Source organism: Halobacteriovorax sp. HFRX-2_2, assembly GCF_043196705.1.
GTDB lineage: Bacteria > Bdellovibrionota > Bacteriovoracia > Bacteriovoracales > Bacteriovoracaceae > Halobacteriovorax_A.
This window is the reverse complement of the sequence record NZ_JBEBMT010000002.1, coordinates 930,083-950,518: the sequence shown is the minus strand read 5'-3', so window position 1 is coordinate 950,518 and position 20,436 is coordinate 930,083. Positions and strand designations below refer to the sequence as shown.

Genomic DNA, 20,436 nt, shown 5'->3' with positions numbered 1-20,436 from the left:
TAAATTCAGATGAGGATGTATGAGCAAAGAGATAAGTCATATTACAATGGAAGATTCATTTATTAAGAGATATTTAGCATGGTCCAACGAGCGCTTTCCAATGGCCAATGTCATCTCTGGCCTCATTACTTTCTTCGTCATGAGTCGCCTAGCGCTTTTCTTACAAGATAAAACACTAGACTTCACTCCATTAGATATCCTTGGCGCCATTGCAGTCGTAGGTCACTACTTTGTTCTAAGAGTATTCGATGAACATAAGGACTTTAAAGTTGACTGTATTAATCACCCAGAACGCGCACTCCAAAGAGGCCTCATAAAACTTTGGCACCTCGATATTATTGCGGCCATTTTTACGATTATTGGACTAACTTATTCATTCTTAATTTCAAATAACTATCTTACTCTTATTTGTTATGGGGCCGTTTACTTATGGTCAGTTCTTATGGCCAAGGAGTTCTTTATTGGACCTTGGCTAGAAAAGCGCTTAACACTCTACTCGATTAGCCACATGCTAGTCTCTCCTCTTATCATTATTTGGATTATGTCTGCAAAATGGCAAGTTCCAACATTTGAATTTTACGTTTATCTAATTCTTGCCATGTCATTTGCTTCAGGCTTCTCATATGAATTCACAAGAAAGACGAGAGGCCCAGAAGAAGAAACGGAAACACTTGATTCATATACAAAAATTTATGGAGCTGGTGGCAGTGTTCTAATTATTACACTAATGAATATGGTCACTCTAGGGTGCTTCCTCTACCTTATTCCACTTATGCCAAATTTACGCTCAATCCTAGCGGCCATGGGAATCGCTGGTTTTGCAGCGGCACAATCAACTCTTTTTAAATACCTTAAAAAACCAAGTCTAGAAGGACGCAAGAAGAATGAAAAGTCATTCGGACTCTTTGCTCTCCTACTTTATATCGCTCTCATTGTAGGTGTTTATGCAAATTAATTTAGACCTACTCGCACAGGAACAGAAACAAGAATTTCTTCTTTTTAAAGATAACGAAGCAATCTCAAGTATTGAGCAATTTGTCGATGGCAATGCTTCGGCAATATTCTTTCTTATAGGTAATGAAGCCTACTTTGGTTTTTGTTCAGGCAATTTATCAGACAGCTTTATCGTTGCAGCAAAGGCATATCGCGCAAGACATGGTATCGACAAAATAATTGGGCCTCTGAATTTTTCAACTTATAACACCTATCGACTTAAACAAAACGAAGACCTTCCCCACCATTTAATGGAGCCTCCTTATGACAAGGGCCTCTACGATTTACTAAATGCTAACGGTGAAGTCTTTGAGAGTTATGTAACTTATGAGATTAATGATTTTGATAAGCTCTTAAAGTGGTCTAAACAATTTGATGAAATAGATGACTCACCAATGACTCAAAATTATGAGCTCAAAGTGATTGATGGCCAATTTTGGCTAGATAACCTTGAACGTTTCTATCAAAGCGCTGATCAAGTCTTTGGAGAGAATATCGCCTACTCATCAATTTCATTTGAGACATTCAAGCTTAAGTACGGGGCCCAGGCCGCTGCTTTAATTTGCCCTCACACCTCTCGTGCTCTAATTTCAAAAGAAGATAATTCGATAGTTGGTATCATCTTAAACTTTGTGGACCCTACAGCACTCAATACAAAGAGGCTCCTTATTAAGACCATGGGAGTCCATCCAGATCATCGCCATATGGGCCTAAGCTTCATCTATCTACTTAAACAGATCATCCCTCAAGTGAGATCTCAATATGACCAGGCCTACCTATGTTTAATGCGAGATGGGAACCTTCCTTCATTATTTGCGAAAGATATTTCTCAGAAGACTCGCTACTATCACCTTTTCAAGCTATAACTAACTGATTTTACTAGCGAAGATATGCCGTCTACTGTGTAGACGGCCATAGTACAATTTTCAATAAAACGTTCTCGTTCATCTTTATAAGCTATATTTGAACTATGAAGATCAATGAAACACACTCAAATTCAGCTTCTGAGCAGGAAGCAAAAGTCGTAAAGCAGAAGCTTTCGGCCCCATCTCGTTTTGACTACTCTGAGGCAGCAAGACTAAATCGTATTGCGATTCTAGAGGCCCAGTGCGGAGAAAACCTCGATTCAATTCAAGCAACTGACTTAGATGGATTAAACCTCAAGGGTAATATCGAGTCTTATGCTGGAAGTATTTCCATTCCAATGGGAATTTGTGGGCCTTTAAAAATAAATGAAAAAGGTGAAAAAGAAGATCTTTATATTCCGATTGCAACATCTGAGGGAGCACTTGTTTCTTCCATCACTCGTGGCGCACTTGCTGTTTCACTATGCGGTGGATTTAAGGCCAAGGTATTAAGAAAGCGCATGTATCGTGCTCCAGTTTTTACATTTGATGATATTGACCATGCTGATGAATTCGTTTCATGGCTTGAAGATAATTTCGATACAATTAAAAGTATCACTAAGAAGTACTCAAACTTTGCCGATCTAAAAAAGATTAAGCCAGTTCTTATTGGACGCAACGTTCATGCTAAATTTATCTATGAATGCGCGGATGCCTCTGGTCAAAATATGACAACTGTTTGTACATGGCAGTCATGTCTTTGGATCAAAGAAGAGCTTTTAACATCGAAAATAAAACTCGTGGAATTCTTTCTTGAAGGAAATGGGTCAAGTGATAAGAAGGTTTCAGTTGGATCTGCCATGCAGACTCGTGGAACTTATGTAACTGCAGAATGTGTAATTTCTGAAAAAGTTTTAAAGCGTATCTTAAAAACATCGAGTACTGACCTGATCAATCTATACCTTAGATCTCTTCCTATCACACGCCTTGAAGGAATGACTGGATATAACGTAAACGTTGCCAATGCTGTAGCTGCCATTTTTGCTTCAACAGGACAGGATCTTGCTTGTATTCACGAGTCTTCAACTGCGGTTCTAAATTTTGAAAAGCATGAAAAAGGTTTATATGTAAGCTTAACGCTACCTTCACTTGTTATTGGAACTGTTGGTGGAGGAACAGGGCTTGGACACTATAAAGACTGCCTAAAGTCGATTGGTTGTGCAGGAGCTGGGAAAGTCGAAAGATTTGCAAAAATCATCGCTGGAGCTGCCCTATCGCTTGAGCTTTCAACAATGTCGGCCATCTGTGGTGGACAATTTGCTTATGCTCACGACAAGCTAGGAAGAAATAATCCAAAAGATCAGCTTAAGACAAAAGATATCACAAAAGAATTTATCAATGAGAACTTTACTGATCAGTCGACTCTTGTACAAGAAAGTGAATCAATTGAGCACGATCATAAGATCAATATTGAAAATGGGATTATCACAGAAGCGACTTCTCGAGTGGTTAATAAATCACTTGGCTTTACTTCACTAGAAGTGAATAAAGAAGAAAAAATCATCCTTAAGTCAAAGCCTCTTGATACTGACGTGATTGCAGGCTTTGCAGCAATTGCAGGTTTTGCTGATAGTGATATCAGAAGAAAGTTTATCAAAACAATTCATAATAATGAATTTACGAAATGTCATATTAGAGAAATTGAAGCATATCGTATGGTTTCAAAAGACTTCGCTCGCTATATGCCAGAGCTTCACGGTACATATGTGAGTGCTCAAAAAGAAGCTTACCTACTTCTTCTTGAAAACTTAAATTTCTCACAAATTGAACTCATGAATACTCAAGGAAGCCTAGAGCTTTGGATTAGTTCAACGCGTGAATTAATTTATGATGCAATTTCAAAAGTACACAAGAGCTTTGCAAATTCACAAGAGGTAGCAGAGTCATCACTTAATCTTGGAAAAGTTAATATTGATAAGGATTTAACAAAGTCGATTATCACTTATATTCGTGCACAAAATTATATTAGTGCAAAGACAGAAGAGAAATTAGAAGAAGTTCTAAATAACGTTGAACAATGGGCAAAGATCATTAATGAGGGGCCAAAGACGCTAACTCATAATGACTTTAACCCAAGAAATATTTGTTTTAAGAATGGACGTCCATGCTTCTATGACTGGGAATTATCACGCTTTAACTCTCCATATAGAGACTTGGTTGAATTCATGAGTTTCACTACGCCAAGTGGTGAGATCGCAAGTGATATCGAGTACTACTTCGCTAAAGATGGCCTAGAGCTATCTAAGCAAGAGAAACTAGAAAATATGCTTTCATGTGCTAATGAGTATTTACTTAACCGTGTCCTATTCTACTATGTAGGTCATAGTGTAAATGAATACGAATTTATGCCACATATCTTTAATAAGACACTTGAAATTATTGCTTACTTAGAAGGTCAACTGAATGCGTAACCTAATTGACAAGCTACTTTCAAATAAAGATCTAGAAAAGAAGGTTCTCTTCTTTTATAAGAACTTTAAGCTTGTTAGCTCTCTTTCTATCGATGAGCTTATGGAGAAGGCCCGCATAATTGCTTCAAAAATTAAAGCAAATGAAATCACAGGCCGTAATATAATTCTTTCTTTTGAAAATGAAGAAAATTTTGTGACCTATTTCTTTGGTATTATTCTTTCAGGAAATGTGCCAGTTCCAATGGCATCAAATGCCTTAATGCTAAAAGATGATTACCAAGAATTGCTTTCCCAATTCTCTTCAGCGGCACAAACGAAGTATATCGCAGCAAAGAACTCTCCAGAGGGCTTTACAAATATTGCAAAATTTAACGACGTTGAAATGGCAACACAATTTGCTAATCCAGAAAGTGGTGAAACTTGTTTTATCCAATTTTCATCAGGTTCAACTTCGTCTCCTAAGGGTGTTGTTATCAGCCATAGCAACCTTCTTGCAAATAATGATCAAATTAATCAAGGGATCAAACTTAGCGAATCAGATTCGATTTGTACTTGGCTTCCACTTCACCATGATATGGGATTAATTGGAAGTCTTCTAACGGCCCTGTTAAAGAATCTAGAATGTCATATTATTCGTACCCAAGACTACGTCATTGCACCTCATAAGTGGCTTCACCTCGTATCAGAAACGAAGTGTAGTGCCCTTTGTATTCCAAATTCGGCCTACTATGTTTGTGCGACCAAAATTCCTGAAAAGAAATTAGAAGGACTCGATCTTTCACATATTCGCTTCGCTCAATGTGGAGCTGAGCCTATTAAGGCCAATGTTTTAAAGGCATTCAGTAAGCGCTTTGAGAAATACGGTTTCAGTGCAAATGCTATTATGCCTGTTTATGGGCTAGCGGAGGCAACTCTTGCTGTAACATTTCATGAGGTTGGAACTAAGTTTGAGGCCCTAACAATTAAAAACGAAGAATTTATATCATGTGGAAAGGTCCTTTCACCTACTCAGCTAGAGATAAGAAATCAAGACCAGGGTGTTGGAGAAATCTATATAAAAGGCCCGTCGATTTCCAATAACTACTTTGGTAGAGAGTCACATCTTGAAGATGGCTGGCTTAATACAGGAGACCTAGGCTTCCTCGATAAAGAAGGAAAACTCTACGTAACCGGAAGAAGCAAAGACCTGTTAATTTGTAACGGTGTTAATATCTTTGCCAACGACCTCGAATTTATGGCCGCCAAAGTTCCAGCGGTAAAGCTTGGGCGCATGGTTGCCTTCTCTATCCAAACGGATAAGAGCGAGCTACCACATCTCATCATTGAGCTTAATGAGAAGTCAAAAGAGGCCCGTAAGAAAGTTAAACAAGACGTCGCTAATGCACTTAAGTCAAAGATTGCTCTATCAGAAGATAATATCTCGATCGTGCCAGAATTGACCCTTAAGAAAACGACGAGTGGGAAGGTAAAACGCCAAAATGCCCAAAAAAGATACATGGCCGGAGAAATTACAAGAATCGAGAAAAATTATCGATTTAATCTTATAGTATCTCGATACATAAAAAATAAATTTAAGTTTAATTTCTTAGTTAAAGAGAAATTGGGATAACTTGGATACCACTATGAATGAGAAAATTTTAAAATATTTAAATGAAGCAATTGCTGAAGTTAGTGATGAGAGAGAGATCACACTGACTCTTGAGACAAGCTTTATAACCCTTGGACTTGACTCATATGATGCCATGTCTTTTATTGGGCGTCTAAAAGAAGATTTCGAAGAACTGCCTGTCACAATCTTCTTACAATGCCAAACAACGCAAGACTTAATTAATTACTTAGAAAAAAATCATAACGAAGAACTTAAGCAAGTACTTTCATAATTGGAGCTAAGATGGAATCAAGACTTATTAGCAAATTAGAAAAACTTAATAAACAATCTGTCGAGCGTGCCTTCACTGTTGATGCACTCGATTGGTCTAAACCAATTGATAAGAAGCTTAAGTGGACACCAGATGAAATGGTAACCATCTCTTACCTACCAAGTTATGACTTACTTACAGAGGCCCAAAAACTTAGATTTAACCAATTAATTGGACTTTCAATTTGCGAGCAATTCATTTGGTTTGAAAACGTTCTTCTAAATCCGGCCCTAAAAAGCTGTAAAAGAATCTATAAACTAAACCCTCAAATGACTGAGGCCATTGATCACTTTATGGAAGAAGAAGATAAGCACGGTGAAATCTTTCTAAGAATGCTTATGAAGGCCGAGCCTGAAAACTATTCGAAAGAGAATCCCCTGCGTATCTTTAAGCTTAGTCCTATGCAGAATTTCATCATGAAAGTTGTCACAACATTTCCAAATATCTTTCTGTGGTGGATTTGGATTGCCCTATTCTTTGAAGAGAGAACATTAGATATCTCTAAGAAATATAATAAGGCCCTTAAGGCCGGTGATGTGGATTGGAACTTCTGGCAGTGCCACTACTATCATATGCTTGATGAAGTAAGACACCAGCAAATTGATGAGTGCTTTCTTGCGGCCTTCTATGATAAGGCCAACCCAATCCTTAGAAAGATCAATGCCAGCGTCTTTGTGAAGTTTATTTCGTCATATTTTGGACCTAAGAGACTTGCCGGGAGAATCCTGGAACTCATGCAAGAAGAGTTCAGTGACCTTTCGCAGGAGACAGTTAATCAATTAAAAAGTGAATTTGAGTCACTTCGTACGAATGTTGAATTCCAACGAAGTGCCTTTTCGAGACAGGGGCTTGGCCGTACATATGAGTTACTGGCCAAATATAATGAAATGGATGGTTTTTGGGATCTCCTACTTGAAGAAAGTAAGGAAGATCACCTAGGGAAAAACCGATACGTACGAGGTACGCATTCGACAATCCTAAACTAGCCAAACAAAAAAGGGACCCAATACGGTCCCTTTTTTTTTATTGTAGATCTTTTTTTAAACTTGTTAGTAATTCATCTAGATCAAAAGGCTTGTAAAAGAAACGAGTTACTCCTTCCTTCATTGCCTCTTTCAGAGAAATATCAGCTTGACCTGAAACAAAGTAAAAAACTTTCTCTTTCTGATTGTCGTTGCTATTTGTGCAATCGAGAACAACCTTTCCATTTCCATCTGGCATCTTGTAGTCAGAAATAATGGCATCAAAAGTTTGGCCACTATTGATTAGCTTAACAGCACTATTTCCTGAGTTTGCGCACTCTGTCTCATAGCCTTCAAACTGAAGCTCTTCGGCCAGTAACTCTAGAATATCTGGTTCGTCATCGACGATTAAAACTTTGTAAGGCATAGATAAATTCTCTTCTAAACGTTAAAAACGTAATTATAGTCATGCATCCTAATATAAATAGGATATTTTGTAAAACAAAATACATTGAGAAACTATATCTCTTAATCATAGAGGCCAAGGCCTTATTATTCAAGACTGTTTCCACAAATAATGGCGCAGTGCCATAGTAAAAATCAACAAAAGCAGCGCCAAGGGCCGTCTTCATAAGATAGTCATCTCTAATGATCCTAAAGTAGTCTAAGACGTAGTGATCTCTTTGGAATCCCGCCGTCACAAGATAGCACTGATTTTGCGCAAGTAGCTTTTCGATTGGCTGTGGCTTGATATCTTCGCCAGTCTCAACCAATGGACTCACAAAGCCAAAATGATCAAGATATGCTATGGAAGCTCGATACTGACTATTATTAGAAAGCCCAGTAACCTTTGCATTCCCTTCATTACCTTGATCTTCTAATATTTCTCTAAAATCTGTTCTTACAACACCTGCTCCCGCAGTGTCCTTTAAGTAGAGCGCCATTCGAGAGATATAAGTCCCATTTCCACCGTGATCACCTGCATACTCTATAACTGCTGAGCTATCTCCAGAATACGTCGAAATAATACTTAAGCTTGAGCGTGTTTGAATATCAACTGTAGCAGCACTAATAACGAGCTTGAAAAAAATTGCTCTACCGACAGTATCGGGAATCTCCACTTCTTCGTTTGAGCTATAATCTGTGTCCTTAGGCATAAAGAATAAAACCAACTCAACACTATCTTTAATTGAAGCGATTGAATCTGTGATTCCTGCACAGTTTAACTCACTTGATGAGCAAATTTCAGCAAAGCTTACAAATGGGTTCTCTACTTGCGCGTCTGGAATTCGAGAAATAATACGAAATACAGGATTTGAATTGTCATTGTCTTTTAATGCGACATAAAGCTCTTCATTAGTATAAGCAAGAGAGTCAACGTCTCTTAAAAAGAGCCCCCCTAGATCAGAGGTTTCATCTGCCAAGTTTGGCGATGTTCCACCCGAGTCGGCAATATGATAGGCCAAATCTTGTGCATTAGTTCCAAGACTTAGAGGAACATAGAGAGTAATTGCAGCTTCTGCTGTTGACCCATCTCCTCCAAGGTTATAAAAGAGCTCATTTAAATTTTCACCTGTTGAATTTCTGAGATAAAAAACAGGCTCTGTCTTATCGTCTAGGCTTAAAGACGCACCGTAGGCACTAGAGATCGTAAGGTAAAGAAAAATGAAGATTTTAAATAATTTCTGCATAGTAAAATTATGGGTTAAGTTTTATTCATGGTCAAATAATTAAAGATTTGGCATGATAAATTGAAATAGTTAAGTAGTTTAAATGACAAAGGTTTGGATCAAATTATGAAATATATTGTGCTCTCTATGCTTCTACTAAGTTCATGTATTGGAACGGATGGAATTAAGGATCAGAGAAAAGTTATTGGCAGTATGGCCACGGCACTATCGAAGAAGTACCCAAGTGTTGAAAATGTGGATTGCGACTACCTAAAAAGACGCCTTCGCCTCAAGGATAATCGCCTTGTCGTCGTCGATGCACGAGATATTTATCAATTCGAGGTCTCGCATATTGAACGAGCAATACCTTTGTCGAAACTACATGAAGTCTATCCTCAGCTTCAAGGTAAGGAAGTCGTCGTTTATTCAACTATTGGAACCCGTTCAACGAAGGCAATTCTCGAGCTTTCAAAAACAAACCCAAATACAAAGTTTACGAATCTATTTGGTGGAATTCTTGACTGGCTCCAATGTGGCCAAAAGATTTATCTCATGGGTAAAGAAACAAAAGAGGTTCGATTTGAAAATGATGCCTGGAATATTATCCCAGAAGGATACAAAGCAATTCTCCCATGAAAGTAATTAGCATTAACGGCCAAATTCTCGATCACGAAAGAGATGCAAAAATCTCAGTGCTTGATCGTGGCTTCCTCTACGGAGACTCTGTTTACGAAGTAACAGAAGTTCGAAGTGGAAAGGTTGGCTTTTTAAAAGAACATCTGGAGCGTCTTCAAAACTCTGCTTTAAAGATGCACATGCATCTCCAATTAAGTTTCAACGAGTATGAAAGACGTATTATTGAGGTTGCAACAAAGCTTCATGAAGCTGGTCATGACAGGTGCTATATTCGCTTAGTCGTCACGCGCGGAGAAGGAGAAATCACCCTCGACCCACAAGCGGCCAGCAATCAAAATGTTATCATTATCGGAAAAGAACTTCCGGAGAATCCTAGGACTTGGTATGACGATGGTGTCGAAGTTATTATTGCTTCCACTCTCAGAAACCCAGTTAAGTCCATGGACCCAAATATTAAGTCAGGAAATTATCTTAATAATATCCTCGCCTACAATGAGGCCAAGGAAGCAGGATACTTTGATGCCATCATGCTCAACCAAGATGGTAACGTTACAGAGTGTACGACAAGTAATATCTGGATTGTAAAAGATGGAGTTTTTAAAACCCCACCAATTGCGGCCGGACTCCTAAAAGGTATCACAAGAGAAAATGTTATTCGCATTCTTCGTGAGCAAGGCATTCCATTTGAAGAGGTAAATTTCACGGGCAGTGAGTTAAAAGAAGCGGATGAGTGCTTTCTTACTTCATCAACAAAATACCTTGTGCCAATCGTAAAAGTTGACGACACAACAATTGGAAATGGAAAACCTGGAAGCAAAACTCTGCAAGTACTTGATATCTTTAAATCAGAGCTCTGAAACTTCTATAATATCTAATATTTACATCCTTTCCCATTGACAACAGTGGCCATTGTTCGCTATAAAGCTTCAGTTACATTCGAAATTATTAAGTAAGATTGATGGGCCTAAGGCACTAGCCTTTGAGATGTGATGTAACTTTTCCTTGTCCCTAAAGTCTTTTTTATTCAAAAGGAGCCAACAATGGCAAAGAGTACTACAGCGAGATCACGCTTTAAAATCCAAAGAGCACTAGGTGTTGAACTTCCAGGTCTTGGAAAAGCTGGTGCATTAGCACGTCGTCCATACGGACCAGGTGTACACGGTAACAAAAGAAAGAAAATTTCTGACTATGCCGTACGTCTTAAAGAAAAACAAAAACTAGTATTCCACTACGGTCTAAGAGAAAAGCAACTTGTTACTTACGTAAAGCAAGCTAAGAAGAACACTGCTGGTAAGCCATGGATGGAAGTACTTCTATCTAACCTTGAGTCAAGACTGAACAACGTAGTTTTCAGACTTGGATTTGCACCATCAATGATGGCAGCTTCTCAAATGGTTTCTCACGGACAAATCCTAGTTAACGGAAAGAAAGTTGACCGTTCATCTTTCATCGTTAGCCAAGGTGACGTTATCTCTCTATCTGAGAAAGGTTATAACAACCAACTTTACAAGCAAACTCAAGAAACTCCACGTTTCGCAGCAGTTCCAGCTTGTTACAATGTTGAAGGTACAGATAAGAAGAAAGCAACTATGGTTGCAGCTCCTCTTGAATCAGATGTACCATTTGAATTCAACTCTCAGCTAGTTATTGAGTACTACTGGAAAGTTAAGTAAGCACTCGCGGCATTGGTTGCCCAAAGGCAACCTATTGGACGCGATGCTAGCTCCCCTCGAAGAGGGCAAATTATCTATTCAACAAGCCGGGTTCAAGCCCGGCTTTGTTGTATCTGGAGCTATGGGAAAGCCCAAGCGACAGAATAAAAAAAGCTCCTTATTAAGGAGCTTTTTTTATTCTTAGCCTTTTATTTTTATCCTTTCTTATTTTTGGGATCTAATTTTTGTCGAACTTAGTTCTTGAAAATCATGAGGCCTAAGATAGATCACCTCAAGCTTTGAATTATACTCTTTAATCTTTGCTTCCACTTCCCTGTACTCATCCATTTTCTCATCACGAGGGACAACATAGATTTTTGTCAGAAGCTGACATACCTTTTCAACTTCAAACCACTTTAGAAATGAGCCAAAGGTATCATCACCCATTAGCCAATTCACCTCAGGATACCTTACCTCTTGCAACCACTCATATGTAGGTCTTCTTAGCTTCTGTGCCCAAAAGCCCGTATAAATAGGAAAACGGGCCCCTGTCGCCTCTTTAATCTTTAGGTACTCACCATATGGATCTTCCTGTTCATTAGACTTCCAAGGACTATAGTCTAAGACGATAATAATATTGTCTTCATATTCGCTACATTGATTAAGGCATTCAAGATGGCCATCATGAAATGGATGAAAACTTCCACCAAATAAAGTGACTGATGACTTTGTCTCGGAAGAATAGAGCTCTACGGCACTAGCAATCTCTTCTAATTTACTCATTCGTTAGAAATCTTTGCTTTGTAGAGTCTTTCGTCCGTCTTGCTTAGCGCGCTCTGCTGCTGAGTCACACTTTACACGGACGATATCAGATAGAATTTCCATCACATTGGCCGATGTATTAAGGTTATGCTTATCCTTAATATATTTCTTAAGTTTTGAGGCCACAATTAAGATATCTTTATCTGTAAGATTAAGAGTTTTTTTATCACTTGATACTAGAATGCGACGAGGCTCTTTCCTCTCTTTCGAGTTATTTTCTTCGCTCACGTTTTCTCCATTTGAGTTCTTTAAATAATCAACTTTCACATATATCTCCAAGTCTAGTATAATAATAGTGTAACTTAAATTTAAATCTAATAAACCAACGAGCAAAATATGAAGTTCTCTTGCGAATTTAACGATATTGAGTATTTTTTCACGACAGAAATTGGCCCAGACACCAATGATAAATACCATTTATTTCTCTCTGGCCCAAAGCTTACCAAGTACCAAAATGATGAAATGAAATTTCATACATTGACGGTAAATGCTAAGTACCAAGGTGCTGAGCTAAATTATTTTATTACGGGAATTCCACTCTCTCTTGATGAAGAAGAGCAAATGGAAGAGCTAGAAGATTTTTTTGAGGCCAAGGAAATCTTTGAAAAGGTCGAGGATGCGTTTGAGCTACTACTAAGTGACCGCAAGGCACCTCCATGGGGCCTAAAGGAGTATAAGTAATGAATCAACAACAAGGAATACTTCCAAATAACTCTCACAGCAAAGTGATGGGCTATCTACTATGGCTCTTTGGCTTCATGGGTGCTCACCGCTTCTATTACGGGAAACCAATCTCAGGCACAATTTGGATGCTAACATTAGGGCTTCTAGGAATTGGTTGGTTAGTTGATCTTTTTCTAATTCCTGCAATGGATGAAGAATGCGATAATCGCTACTTTGAGGGTGTTCTTGATTATAATATTGCTTGGATTCTTTTAACTTTCCTAGGAGTCTTTGGCTTTCACAAATTCTATCAAGGTAAGATTGTGATGGGGATTCTCTACCTTCTAACAGGTGGCTTCTTCCTCTTTGGTGTTCTTTATGACTTCTGGACACTGAATGAACAAATTGATGATATCAACAAAGGCATTGCATAAAAAAGGCCCTCACTTAGAGGGCCTTTTCTTTCTTTAAAATTTGATTTAATTAGAAACCACAACGACCTTGGTAAAGGTATACACGATCGTAGTCTCTAGAAGTTGCATCAAAAGTCGAATAAGTTTGACCTGCATCTGCAACATCAATTTTGAAAACCTTAGAGATGATATCATCACGGTACTCAACAAAACGACGTCCTGGGTAGCGACGATAAACTGTCGTACACTGACCTCTTCTTCTGCTACAAATTACTTCTGGAATTGTGATTTCACAGAATTCGTCACGGTGGCGAATTGGGCCACGTTCGATATCTGTTGTGATCGTTCCATGAAGATCATAGTTTAGAGTTGTATCGGCCTTATCAAGAGTAAACTCTCCGTTTCTTGGAAGTTTAAACTTCTCATCAAACTTAACAGTTAGCTTTTCACCAGCAACTTTAATCTTAAGTTTTCTTTTTCCAATAAACTTTAGCTTCGCATTGTAATCACCTTTAGCAAGTGAAATACTATCGTCTTTTGACTTAAGCTCTACTGCTGAATCAACAGAAAGAGTTCCTTTAAATTCAGTCTTACAACCAACTAATAGCCCTAGTAATAAGGCAAATGTGAAAAATTTCATATCCCCTCCATATGATGAAAAATAAAATAAATTGTATTTAAAACACAAAATTTGGATTGTCCATACTTGCATAAGTGGCGTGAAATTTATACTTATTTCGAAACTAAACAAAAAACTGATAAAGAACATGTTTTCTATTTGTGATTTGTAGTAAGTTAATACTGGACAATTTTCTTAAATTGTTTAATATTGACGCAATATCGACTACTTAAACGGAGACCCCATGGAAAACACTAAAGTTTACGAGACGTCTATTGTTCCTAAAGGTGAAATGCTAGAGCCAGTTAGAGATACAGCATATATCGCATCTTCTCTAACGATTGAAGTTCTTCACGTTATGACTTTCTTTGTGATCTTTGCCTTCATCTTTGCTGGAATTTGGAAAACAGCAGTTAGAATGGAGAAGAGAGAAAAAGAAGGATCTAAATCTAAAGTTACTGCTTAATTAAAATTCAATATGAAAAGTTACTGGCCCGTCGTTATGTATTTCGACGGCCATGCTTTCTCCAAATACTCCCTTCTCTACAGGGACGCTGCTTTGTAGTACCTCAACGAATTCATTAAACATCTTACTTGCAATCTCTGGCCTTGCACTTCCATCAAAGCTTGGGCGATTACCCTTTTTACCATTCCACGAAAGTGTAAATTGTGAAACAGCAAGGATACTTCCTTGGATATCAACAACAGATCGATTCATGCGTCCTTGCTCATCTGCAAAGATTCTTAAGGCCAAAATCTTATCTGCTGCTTTCTTGAGTGTTTGCTGACTATCTTCATGTTCGATACAAACTAGCAAATGAAGTCCTCGCTCAATCTGAGCAACTACTTCATTATTTACTTTTACATTGGAACTTGAGACTCGTTGGACAACTATTTTCATTAACTCTGCTTATACTCTTCAATTTGTTTTAATTCATATTGTTTTTTTAAGTTCTTAATCTTCTCTTCATAGCTTGAAACAAGTTGATCTCTAAGCCTTTGAGAGTCACTCATTTGTCTCTCTAACTTCTTTTGAGCAAGATTAAGCTTTCTTCTCATATCTGTGTTGTGATCAGCTGTCATCTTCTGCTTTTCAAGATTATGATTATGAGTCATACGAGATGATTTTACTTCATTCTCTCTCTTTACCATTTTCAATCGAGTATTAAAGTCATCGCGAAGCGCTTGAAACTTCTTTTCATACTGATCCTTGATATGGACGATATTTTCTTTCATTTCAGTTCTTTGCATTCGAGACTGCTCTTGAAAGAACTCACTTTCAGATTGCTGCTTTCTCTTAGAAGAAGTTCTTAGCATATAGAGTTTTTCTTCTGCATCAGCGATAGATTTCTTCAACTGCTCTTCTTGTAATTGAAACTTACCTTCATAAGAAGCTTGAATGTCAGAAATCTTCTTATCCATCTCTTGACGATGCGACTTAAGAGTCTCCGCATACATCTCATGGTTGCGAGTATTAATCTCTTCTTTTTCTGCTCTAAAAGAGTCTTGGAGAGACTTCACTGTTTCAAGATTTTTTTCTTCTGTGCGAATCAAATTATCTCTAAAGTGGTCTCTTTGGTTATCCATTAGCTCACGAAATTGATTCTCTTTCTGAACAACATTATCTTCAGCAACTTTCTTTTCATGAGTGATATTTCTATTGTATTGAGACTTTTTTATTTCGTGCTGGCGTTGAGAACGAGCTTGAATAGCATCAGCATTTGCTCTTGTTTCATTCTTAAACTCGGCCATGCGGGCCTGTTGTTCACGAGATTGATCCTTAACTCTTTTTGTCACAGCATTATCTTTTTCAACAAGCTTATCTTCAAAGTCTTTAATGATCGCAGAGTTAAGCTGCTTTAGGCGATCGATCTTTTGTTGAAATTTATCTTCAACACCTCTTTGCTCCATTTGATTCATCGACTGAGAGCTTTTAAAGCGCGCGATATCAAGGTCGTGATCACCTTTGATATCTTCTCTCTTACTGATCTGATCTCTCAATAAATCAGAAACCTCTTTCTCATGACTAAGTCTTTGATCTTGTAACGACTTTTGAGTCTTCATATGAAGCTCACGGGCCAATTGATCGACCCCAGCCTGCTTCTCATTTACTTGACGTAGATAAGACTGATTTGCTTCTTCAAGGGCATTCTTTTTTGAAGCGACTAGAAAGTCCTCACGCCTTTTACCTTCATCAACAACCTTTCTAAGGTTCTTATCCGCAGCATTTTTGAGGTCACGATTCTCAAGTGAAAATTGTGACTTAAGCTCATTTAACTGCTCACGATTTCTTCTCACTTGTGCTTTTTCGCGGGCGGCGAAGTCGGCATTTAATTTCTGATTTGATTCTGTCGTGTGCTCACTTAGCTGCTTGATTGTATCCTGAAAGCGGTCTTGATTTAGATCGATGCGCTCTTGTGATCTCTTATTTTGTGATTCGAGGTTAGTTTGATAAGTCGTATCTCTTTGTTCAATTGTATCAGCATAGGCCTGCTTTAGGTTGGCAAGCTTCTCATCGAATTTCGATTTTTGTTCAGTTGAAGTTTTATGGAAGTCTTCTCTAATCTGATCATTCTTTTCACGAAAGAATTCTTTTGACTTGGTCATTGCAAGCTTGGCCTTCTTTGCGGCCTCATCAAGCTTTTCCTGATTATCTGCAATAAGCGCCTGTTGCTTCTTGGCGTACTCATGTTTGATATTATCAACCTTATGAGCATTCTTATCTTGAATATTTTGTAAATTAGACTGGTAGCCTTCACGAATGTGATTGAGCTGCTTACGCTGCTCTTGATTCATTTGAGTAATTTTCTTTGAGTAATCTTCGACTTTCATAAATTTACACTACCGCCCGTCCCTAAAATTATACCTTCTTTATAGTCTCTCGTTCACTAGGCAAAGAGTATCATGCCTAAACACCTGATTTTGCTGCTGTGCTAAGATAATTCAATGAATAGCTTAAGCGATGAAAAGAAATACGAAAGTTTCCTAAATATGTGGAGAACACTAGTTTCTCTGACACACCTTGACAATATTGTTTCCGAGCAGGAAACGGCCCTTATCCAAGACTTCATTCTCAATGCAAAACTTGAAGAACAGGATAGAGCACTGCTTAAAGAAGATCTTGTTCAAAGACATCGCCCTGATGAGTTCATTCATAAAGTAAACTACCCTGCTCACCTAAGCCAACTCCATCATTTGGCCAACGTTCTCTTTCGATCAGATGAACTTGATCCAAAAGAAGAAGCCTTTTTAAAGAAAATTCTTGATGATATCGAGGCAAAAATCGGCATTCTCAACGCAACGACGCATAGCGCTCATGCCATTAGCGAACTCAACAAAAACGATGTAAGAAAACGAGCAAATGGCCCTCGAAGTGCATTTGCAGAGATCATTCGCTTCTTTTCAAAATAGCCACAAAACAGCTTTTTATTGGGCCTGATAAAACTTCCTAGACGATCCTCTTTGTGCTAAGTTATTGCCAAAATATTCACAAAAAGGATTAATAATGACTAACTCAGAACTTAATGATTTCTTAGAGAAATATGGAAAAATGTTTAGGCCAAATCCATGGCATGGTATCAAGACTTGGGACGATCAAGATAAGAAAGTTCTTAATGCTTATATCGAAATTACTCCAAATGACCGTGTGAAATATGAAGTTCATAAAGAAAGCGGTTACCTAATGGTTGATCGCCCACAGAAGTTCTCAAATATTATTCCACAACTATATGGACTAATCCCACGTACATACTCAGATGAAAAATCTGCAAACTTTGCTCAAGAAGAAACAGGACGCACAGGAATTGTTGGTGATCTTGACCCAATCGATATTTGTGTACTTGCTGAAAAGAATATTGTTCAAGGTGACATCCTAGTAAACTGTATTCCAGTTGGTGGTTTCAGAATGCTTGATGGTGGTGAAATTGATGACAAAATTATTGCTGTTCTAAAAGACGATGCAATGTTTGGACATATCACTGATATCGATCAAGTTCCAGCTCCAGTACTTGCAGAACTTAAGCACTACTTCTTAACTTACAAGGAAATCCCTGTAAAAGAAGGTGAAGCTAAAGTTGAAATTACAGAAACATACAATGCAGAAACTGCAATGAAAGTTATTAACCTCGGTGTAGAAGACTATAATGAAAAATTTGTTAAATAATTATAAAGGGTGCCTTGTTGGGCACCTTTTTTTTGCTCTAATAATTTCCCTTAATACTTTTGGCTCATCTTATATTGTAAATAAAGAGCACTCTAAGCTTAAGTTTAGCATTAAGTATATGGCATTAACTGATGTTGAAGGCCAATTTGATGACTATACGATCTACTTTAAAAAAGATGAAAATAAGATCACTGACCTTCAAGGTGAGATTATCGTTAAAAGTATCAACACTTTTGATAAGAAGAGAGACCAGCATTTAAAGAAGAACGAATTCTTTAATGCAGAAAGCTTTCCAATTATTAAATTTAAAAATGCTGAGGCCATTGTTTTAAAAGATAATAAGGCCGATGCAAAGCTTGCTCTTACAGTAAAAGATAAAACGAAGACTGTGCCTGTAAGCCTTAAGTACTTAGGTAAGCGTACAGACCCTTGGACAAATAAAGATGGGATCTACTTCGAAGGTAGCTTTAAAATCAATCGCTTTGACTTCGGCATTAACTGGAGTAAGAACTTTGATGGTGGCGTGGTTGTTGGTGAAGAAGTAATCATTAAGTTTACAATTGAAGCCTATCAATCAAATGATAAGCCGGCCTTCTCTCGCTTTTACCTTCCAACAAACTCAGTAAGAAGAAACGTCTCTCTGGATGCTAAGACATCCGGAGGGGCACTCATTCTTCCAAATGGTAAGATCACTAAGAACACAACGGCCAATGTTGCACCAGATAGTGACTATACTGAAATTTCAAATATCGTCCTAACACTTGTCTCGACAGGTATTCTCTTTGTTATCACGATCGTTTTTGGAATCTGGGGACAGGCCAAACTCGTAAATTATTTAGAAGAGAAAGGAATGTCAGAAAATGTTACACTCCTACTATCAACTGTAATCGTAACATCATTTATTGTGACATGTATCTACATCACTAGTGAATACACGGGTGTAGGAACTCACCCACTTTTCAACCGTTAACGAACCTTAAGATAACCTTAAGAAACGGGGCTTTAGAGCTTTTCTTAAGAAAATCTTTACTTGTTCACCTTTAGCTAATTGTCTTAAAATTTCTCCATGAAGAAGGAGATAAATGTTATGACAATTGAAGCAGTTGAATACAGAGTTGAAGAAGGAATTATTTTTACGAAAGATTTAGATGGTCTTTTTCGTCAAGAATACGATATTCCTCTTGAGCATATTAGAACATTAAAATTCAGATTTTCAGATATCGATTTTGATGATTATAACTGTTATTAATTCCTAATATACAAGAACACGGTTAATCCCTTACAATTTAAGTAAATATTGATTTACAAGGGATTAACCAATGAAAAAGTTACTCGTACCATTAGCATTAATATCGCTATTCTCGTACACGGCCTGTACAAAGAACAGTTCAACATATAAGAATAGTTATCATATTGAACGATCAAATCAGAACACAGCTTCTGTTGAAGAACTACAAAATATCAATCCAGTTCTTCTGATCTCCCTAGACGGCTACCGCTACGATTACACAAAGAAGTATCAACCAAAATTCTTATCAAAATTTTCAAATGAAGGAACTCAACTTAAGAGTCTTATTCCTTCATACCCTACAAAAACTTTTCCAAATCACTTATCAATTGCGACAGGTTCCTATCCAATGAATCATGGGATTGTGGCAAATCACTTCTACGCACCAGACCTTGAGCAGAGTTACTCACTTAAAGATCGTAAGGCCGTTAAAAATAAGAACTTCTACCTATCTCCTACGATTTGGGTAGCAGCAGAGGAGCAAGGACTAAAGACAGCAACACTATTTTGGCCTGGCTCAGAAGCTGATATCTCAGGTATCAGGCCTTCATATTGGTATGATTATATTCACTCGATGCCACACCAGGATCGTGTTGACCAAGTTCTAGAGTGGCTAAAGTTGCCACCAAAGGAAAGGCCATACTTTATGACGCTCTACTTTCCTGACGTAGACTCTGCTGGCCACCATCACGGGACAGAGTCTAAAGAAGTTAAGGAGGCCATCGCTAAAGTTGATGCAACATTAGAAAAATTTATTACTCAAGCAACTAAGCTTGCGCCAAACTTAAATATTATCATTGTCTCTGATCATGGAATGAAGAATGTCGATGAGAAGAAGAAAGAAATCATCTTAAAAAATGATGATCTCATGCAGTTAAAAGAAGATTATCGAGTTTATGGAGCTGGTCCAATTACTCAATTCTATCTAAAGGCCAAGGGGAGAAATGTCGAAAAAGATATCGTCGCGCTAAATGCTAAGGCCGAAAATTTCAAATGCTACAACAAAGACAACACTCCAGAAAAACTAAACTTTAGAAATAATGTTCGAGTTGGATCAATTGCTTGTATCGCTAATTCTGGCTGGTGGATTGCTGCCACAGACTTTAGCTACCCCAAAGCAACTCATGGTTGGGATCAGTTTAGTGATATGGATATGCATGGAATTTTCTATGCTCAGGGTCCAGACTTTAAGAAAAACTATATAGCAGAGTCAAAAGAGAATATTCATATCTTCCCTCTGATTCTAAGAGTTTTAGGACTCGATAATCATTATCAAATCGATGGAAAGATCGAAGCAATTCAAGACGTCATCAATCAATAG

General features: G+C 37.8%; 24 protein-coding genes. 17 read left to right on the top strand and 7 right to left on the bottom strand.

The window, feature by feature from the left end:
- Window positions 1-19: 19 nt before the first annotated feature.
- The 6 genes from ABMA79_RS09920 (at window position 20) to ABMA79_RS09895 (ending at window position 7,214) form a co-directional block, all read left to right on the top strand.
- Window positions 20-955 (top strand): hypothetical protein, encoded by a 936-nt coding sequence (locus ABMA79_RS09920; RefSeq protein ID WP_392860048.1) that lies wholly within the window; start codon window positions 20-22, stop codon window positions 953-955.
- Window positions 945-1,859, top strand: a complete 915-nt coding sequence (locus tag ABMA79_RS09915; protein ID WP_393092287.1) for a hypothetical protein — start codon at window positions 945-947, stop codon at window positions 1,857-1,859. Before ABMA79_RS09920 ends, ABMA79_RS09915 begins: the two co-directional genes overlap by 11 nt.
- 104 nt (window positions 1,860-1,963) lie before the next feature.
- A complete protein-coding gene (locus tag ABMA79_RS09910; RefSeq protein WP_393092284.1) occupies window positions 1,964-4,309 on the top strand; it encodes a phosphotransferase in 2,346 nt (781 codons plus the stop codon).
- Entirely contained in the window at window positions 4,302-5,918 is a 1,617-nt protein-coding gene (locus ABMA79_RS09905; protein WP_393092281.1) for an AMP-binding protein, read from the top strand. The genes ABMA79_RS09910 and ABMA79_RS09905 overlap by 8 nt, the downstream gene beginning before the upstream one ends.
- A 13-nt stretch (window positions 5,919-5,931) precedes the next feature.
- Window positions 5,932-6,189, top strand: coding sequence for an acyl carrier protein (locus ABMA79_RS09900; protein WP_392860041.1), 258 nt, complete (start codon window positions 5,932-5,934; stop codon window positions 6,187-6,189).
- Window positions 6,190-6,200: 11 nt separating this feature from the next.
- Window positions 6,201-7,214: a diiron oxygenase gene (locus ABMA79_RS09895; RefSeq protein ID WP_392860040.1), complete on the top strand. Its 1,014-nt coding sequence runs from the start codon at window positions 6,201-6,203 to the stop codon at window positions 7,212-7,214.
- A gap of 37 nt (window positions 7,215-7,251) precedes the next feature.
- Here ABMA79_RS09895 and ABMA79_RS09890 read toward each other — a convergent pair whose 3' ends face one another.
- Together ABMA79_RS09890 and ABMA79_RS09885 are read right to left on the bottom strand one after the other, a co-directional pair.
- Entirely contained in the window at window positions 7,252-7,617 is a 366-nt protein-coding gene (locus ABMA79_RS09890) for a response regulator (RefSeq protein ID WP_392860039.1), read from the bottom strand.
- The gene (locus ABMA79_RS09885) at window positions 7,589-8,881 is read right to left on the bottom strand and encodes a hypothetical protein (RefSeq protein WP_393092278.1); all 1,293 of its coding nucleotides are present in this window, start codon (window positions 8,879-8,881) and stop codon (window positions 7,589-7,591) included. Before ABMA79_RS09885 ends, ABMA79_RS09890 begins: the two co-directional genes overlap by 29 nt.
- Before the next feature lie 105 nt (window positions 8,882-8,986).
- Between ABMA79_RS09885 and ABMA79_RS09880 the strand changes: the two genes are divergently transcribed.
- The 3 genes from ABMA79_RS09880 (at window position 8,987) to rpsD (ending at window position 11,169) form a co-directional block, all read left to right on the top strand.
- Complete coding sequence (locus ABMA79_RS09880; protein WP_392860036.1) at window positions 8,987-9,496, top strand: rhodanese-like domain-containing protein; 510 nt, start codon at window positions 8,987-8,989, stop codon at window positions 9,494-9,496.
- On the top strand, window positions 9,493-10,353 hold the full coding sequence (locus tag ABMA79_RS09875) for an aminotransferase class IV (protein WP_392860034.1): 861 nt from the start codon (window positions 9,493-9,495) through the stop codon (window positions 10,351-10,353). Before ABMA79_RS09880 ends, ABMA79_RS09875 begins: the two co-directional genes overlap by 4 nt.
- 183 nt (window positions 10,354-10,536) lie before the next feature.
- On the top strand, window positions 10,537-11,169 hold the full coding sequence (gene rpsD, locus ABMA79_RS09870) for a 30S ribosomal protein S4 (RefSeq protein ID WP_392860033.1): 633 nt from the start codon (window positions 10,537-10,539) through the stop codon (window positions 11,167-11,169).
- Between the two features lie 204 nt (window positions 11,170-11,373).
- On the opposite strand, the gene ABMA79_RS09865 is transcribed toward rpsD, so the two are convergent.
- Both ABMA79_RS09865 and ABMA79_RS09860 read right to left on the bottom strand, forming a co-directional pair.
- Window positions 11,374-11,931, bottom strand: a complete 558-nt coding sequence (locus tag ABMA79_RS09865) for a hypothetical protein (RefSeq protein WP_393092276.1) — start codon at window positions 11,929-11,931, stop codon at window positions 11,374-11,376.
- 3 nt (window positions 11,932-11,934) lie between these two features.
- Window positions 11,935-12,237: a hypothetical protein gene (locus tag ABMA79_RS09860; protein WP_392860029.1), complete on the bottom strand. Its 303-nt coding sequence runs from the start codon at window positions 12,235-12,237 to the stop codon at window positions 11,935-11,937.
- Between the two features lie 69 nt (window positions 12,238-12,306).
- On the opposite strand from ABMA79_RS09860, the gene ABMA79_RS09855 reads away from it, so the two are divergent.
- Together ABMA79_RS09855 and ABMA79_RS09850 are read left to right on the top strand one after the other, a co-directional pair.
- Window positions 12,307-12,651 (top strand): hypothetical protein, encoded by a 345-nt coding sequence (locus ABMA79_RS09855; RefSeq protein WP_392860028.1) that lies wholly within the window; start codon window positions 12,307-12,309, stop codon window positions 12,649-12,651.
- On the top strand, window positions 12,651-13,067 hold the full coding sequence (locus ABMA79_RS09850) for an NINE protein (RefSeq protein ID WP_392860027.1): 417 nt from the start codon (window positions 12,651-12,653) through the stop codon (window positions 13,065-13,067). The genes ABMA79_RS09855 and ABMA79_RS09850 overlap by 1 nt, the downstream gene beginning before the upstream one ends.
- Window positions 13,068-13,116: 49 nt before the next feature.
- Here ABMA79_RS09850 and ABMA79_RS09845 read toward each other — a convergent pair whose 3' ends face one another.
- Window positions 13,117-13,686 (bottom strand): hypothetical protein, encoded by a 570-nt coding sequence (locus ABMA79_RS09845; RefSeq protein WP_393092273.1) that lies wholly within the window; start codon window positions 13,684-13,686, stop codon window positions 13,117-13,119.
- 223 nt (window positions 13,687-13,909) lie between these two features.
- Between ABMA79_RS09845 and ABMA79_RS09840 the strand changes: the two genes are divergently transcribed.
- The gene (locus tag ABMA79_RS09840) at window positions 13,910-14,131 is read left to right on the top strand and encodes a hypothetical protein (protein ID WP_103219125.1); all 222 of its coding nucleotides are present in this window, start codon (window positions 13,910-13,912) and stop codon (window positions 14,129-14,131) included.
- On the opposite strand, the gene dtd is transcribed toward ABMA79_RS09840, so the two are convergent.
- Complete coding sequence (dtd, locus tag ABMA79_RS09835; RefSeq protein ID WP_393092271.1) at window positions 14,132-14,566, bottom strand: D-aminoacyl-tRNA deacylase; 435 nt, start codon at window positions 14,564-14,566, stop codon at window positions 14,132-14,134.
- Window positions 14,566-16,497, bottom strand: coding sequence for a hypothetical protein (locus ABMA79_RS09830; RefSeq protein ID WP_393092268.1), 1,932 nt, complete (start codon window positions 16,495-16,497; stop codon window positions 14,566-14,568). Before ABMA79_RS09830 ends, dtd begins: the two co-directional genes overlap by 1 nt.
- A gap of 114 nt (window positions 16,498-16,611) precedes the next feature.
- Here ABMA79_RS09830 and ABMA79_RS09825 point away from each other — a divergent pair, with 114 nt between their 5' ends.
- The 5 genes from ABMA79_RS09825 (at window position 16,612) to ABMA79_RS09805 (ending at window position 20,436) form a co-directional block, all read left to right on the top strand.
- The gene (locus ABMA79_RS09825; protein ID WP_393092265.1) at window positions 16,612-17,076 is read left to right on the top strand and encodes a hypothetical protein; all 465 of its coding nucleotides are present in this window, start codon (window positions 16,612-16,614) and stop codon (window positions 17,074-17,076) included.
- A 94-nt stretch (window positions 17,077-17,170) separates the two neighbouring features.
- Window positions 17,171-17,827, top strand: a complete 657-nt coding sequence (locus tag ABMA79_RS09820; protein ID WP_392860019.1) for an inorganic pyrophosphatase — start codon at window positions 17,171-17,173, stop codon at window positions 17,825-17,827.
- Window positions 17,808-18,797: a YceI family protein gene (locus ABMA79_RS09815; RefSeq protein WP_393092262.1), complete on the top strand. Its 990-nt coding sequence runs from the start codon at window positions 17,808-17,810 to the stop codon at window positions 18,795-18,797. Before ABMA79_RS09820 ends, ABMA79_RS09815 begins: the two co-directional genes overlap by 20 nt.
- A 96-nt stretch (window positions 18,798-18,893) precedes the next feature.
- On the top strand, window positions 18,894-19,076 hold the full coding sequence (locus ABMA79_RS09810; RefSeq protein WP_392860017.1) for a hypothetical protein: 183 nt from the start codon (window positions 18,894-18,896) through the stop codon (window positions 19,074-19,076).
- 70 nt (window positions 19,077-19,146) lie between these two features.
- Window positions 19,147-20,436 carry an ectonucleotide pyrophosphatase/phosphodiesterase gene (locus ABMA79_RS09805; protein WP_392860016.1) on the top strand — a complete coding sequence of 430 codons (1,290 nt, stop codon included), beginning with the start codon at window positions 19,147-19,149 and terminating at the stop codon, window positions 20,434-20,436.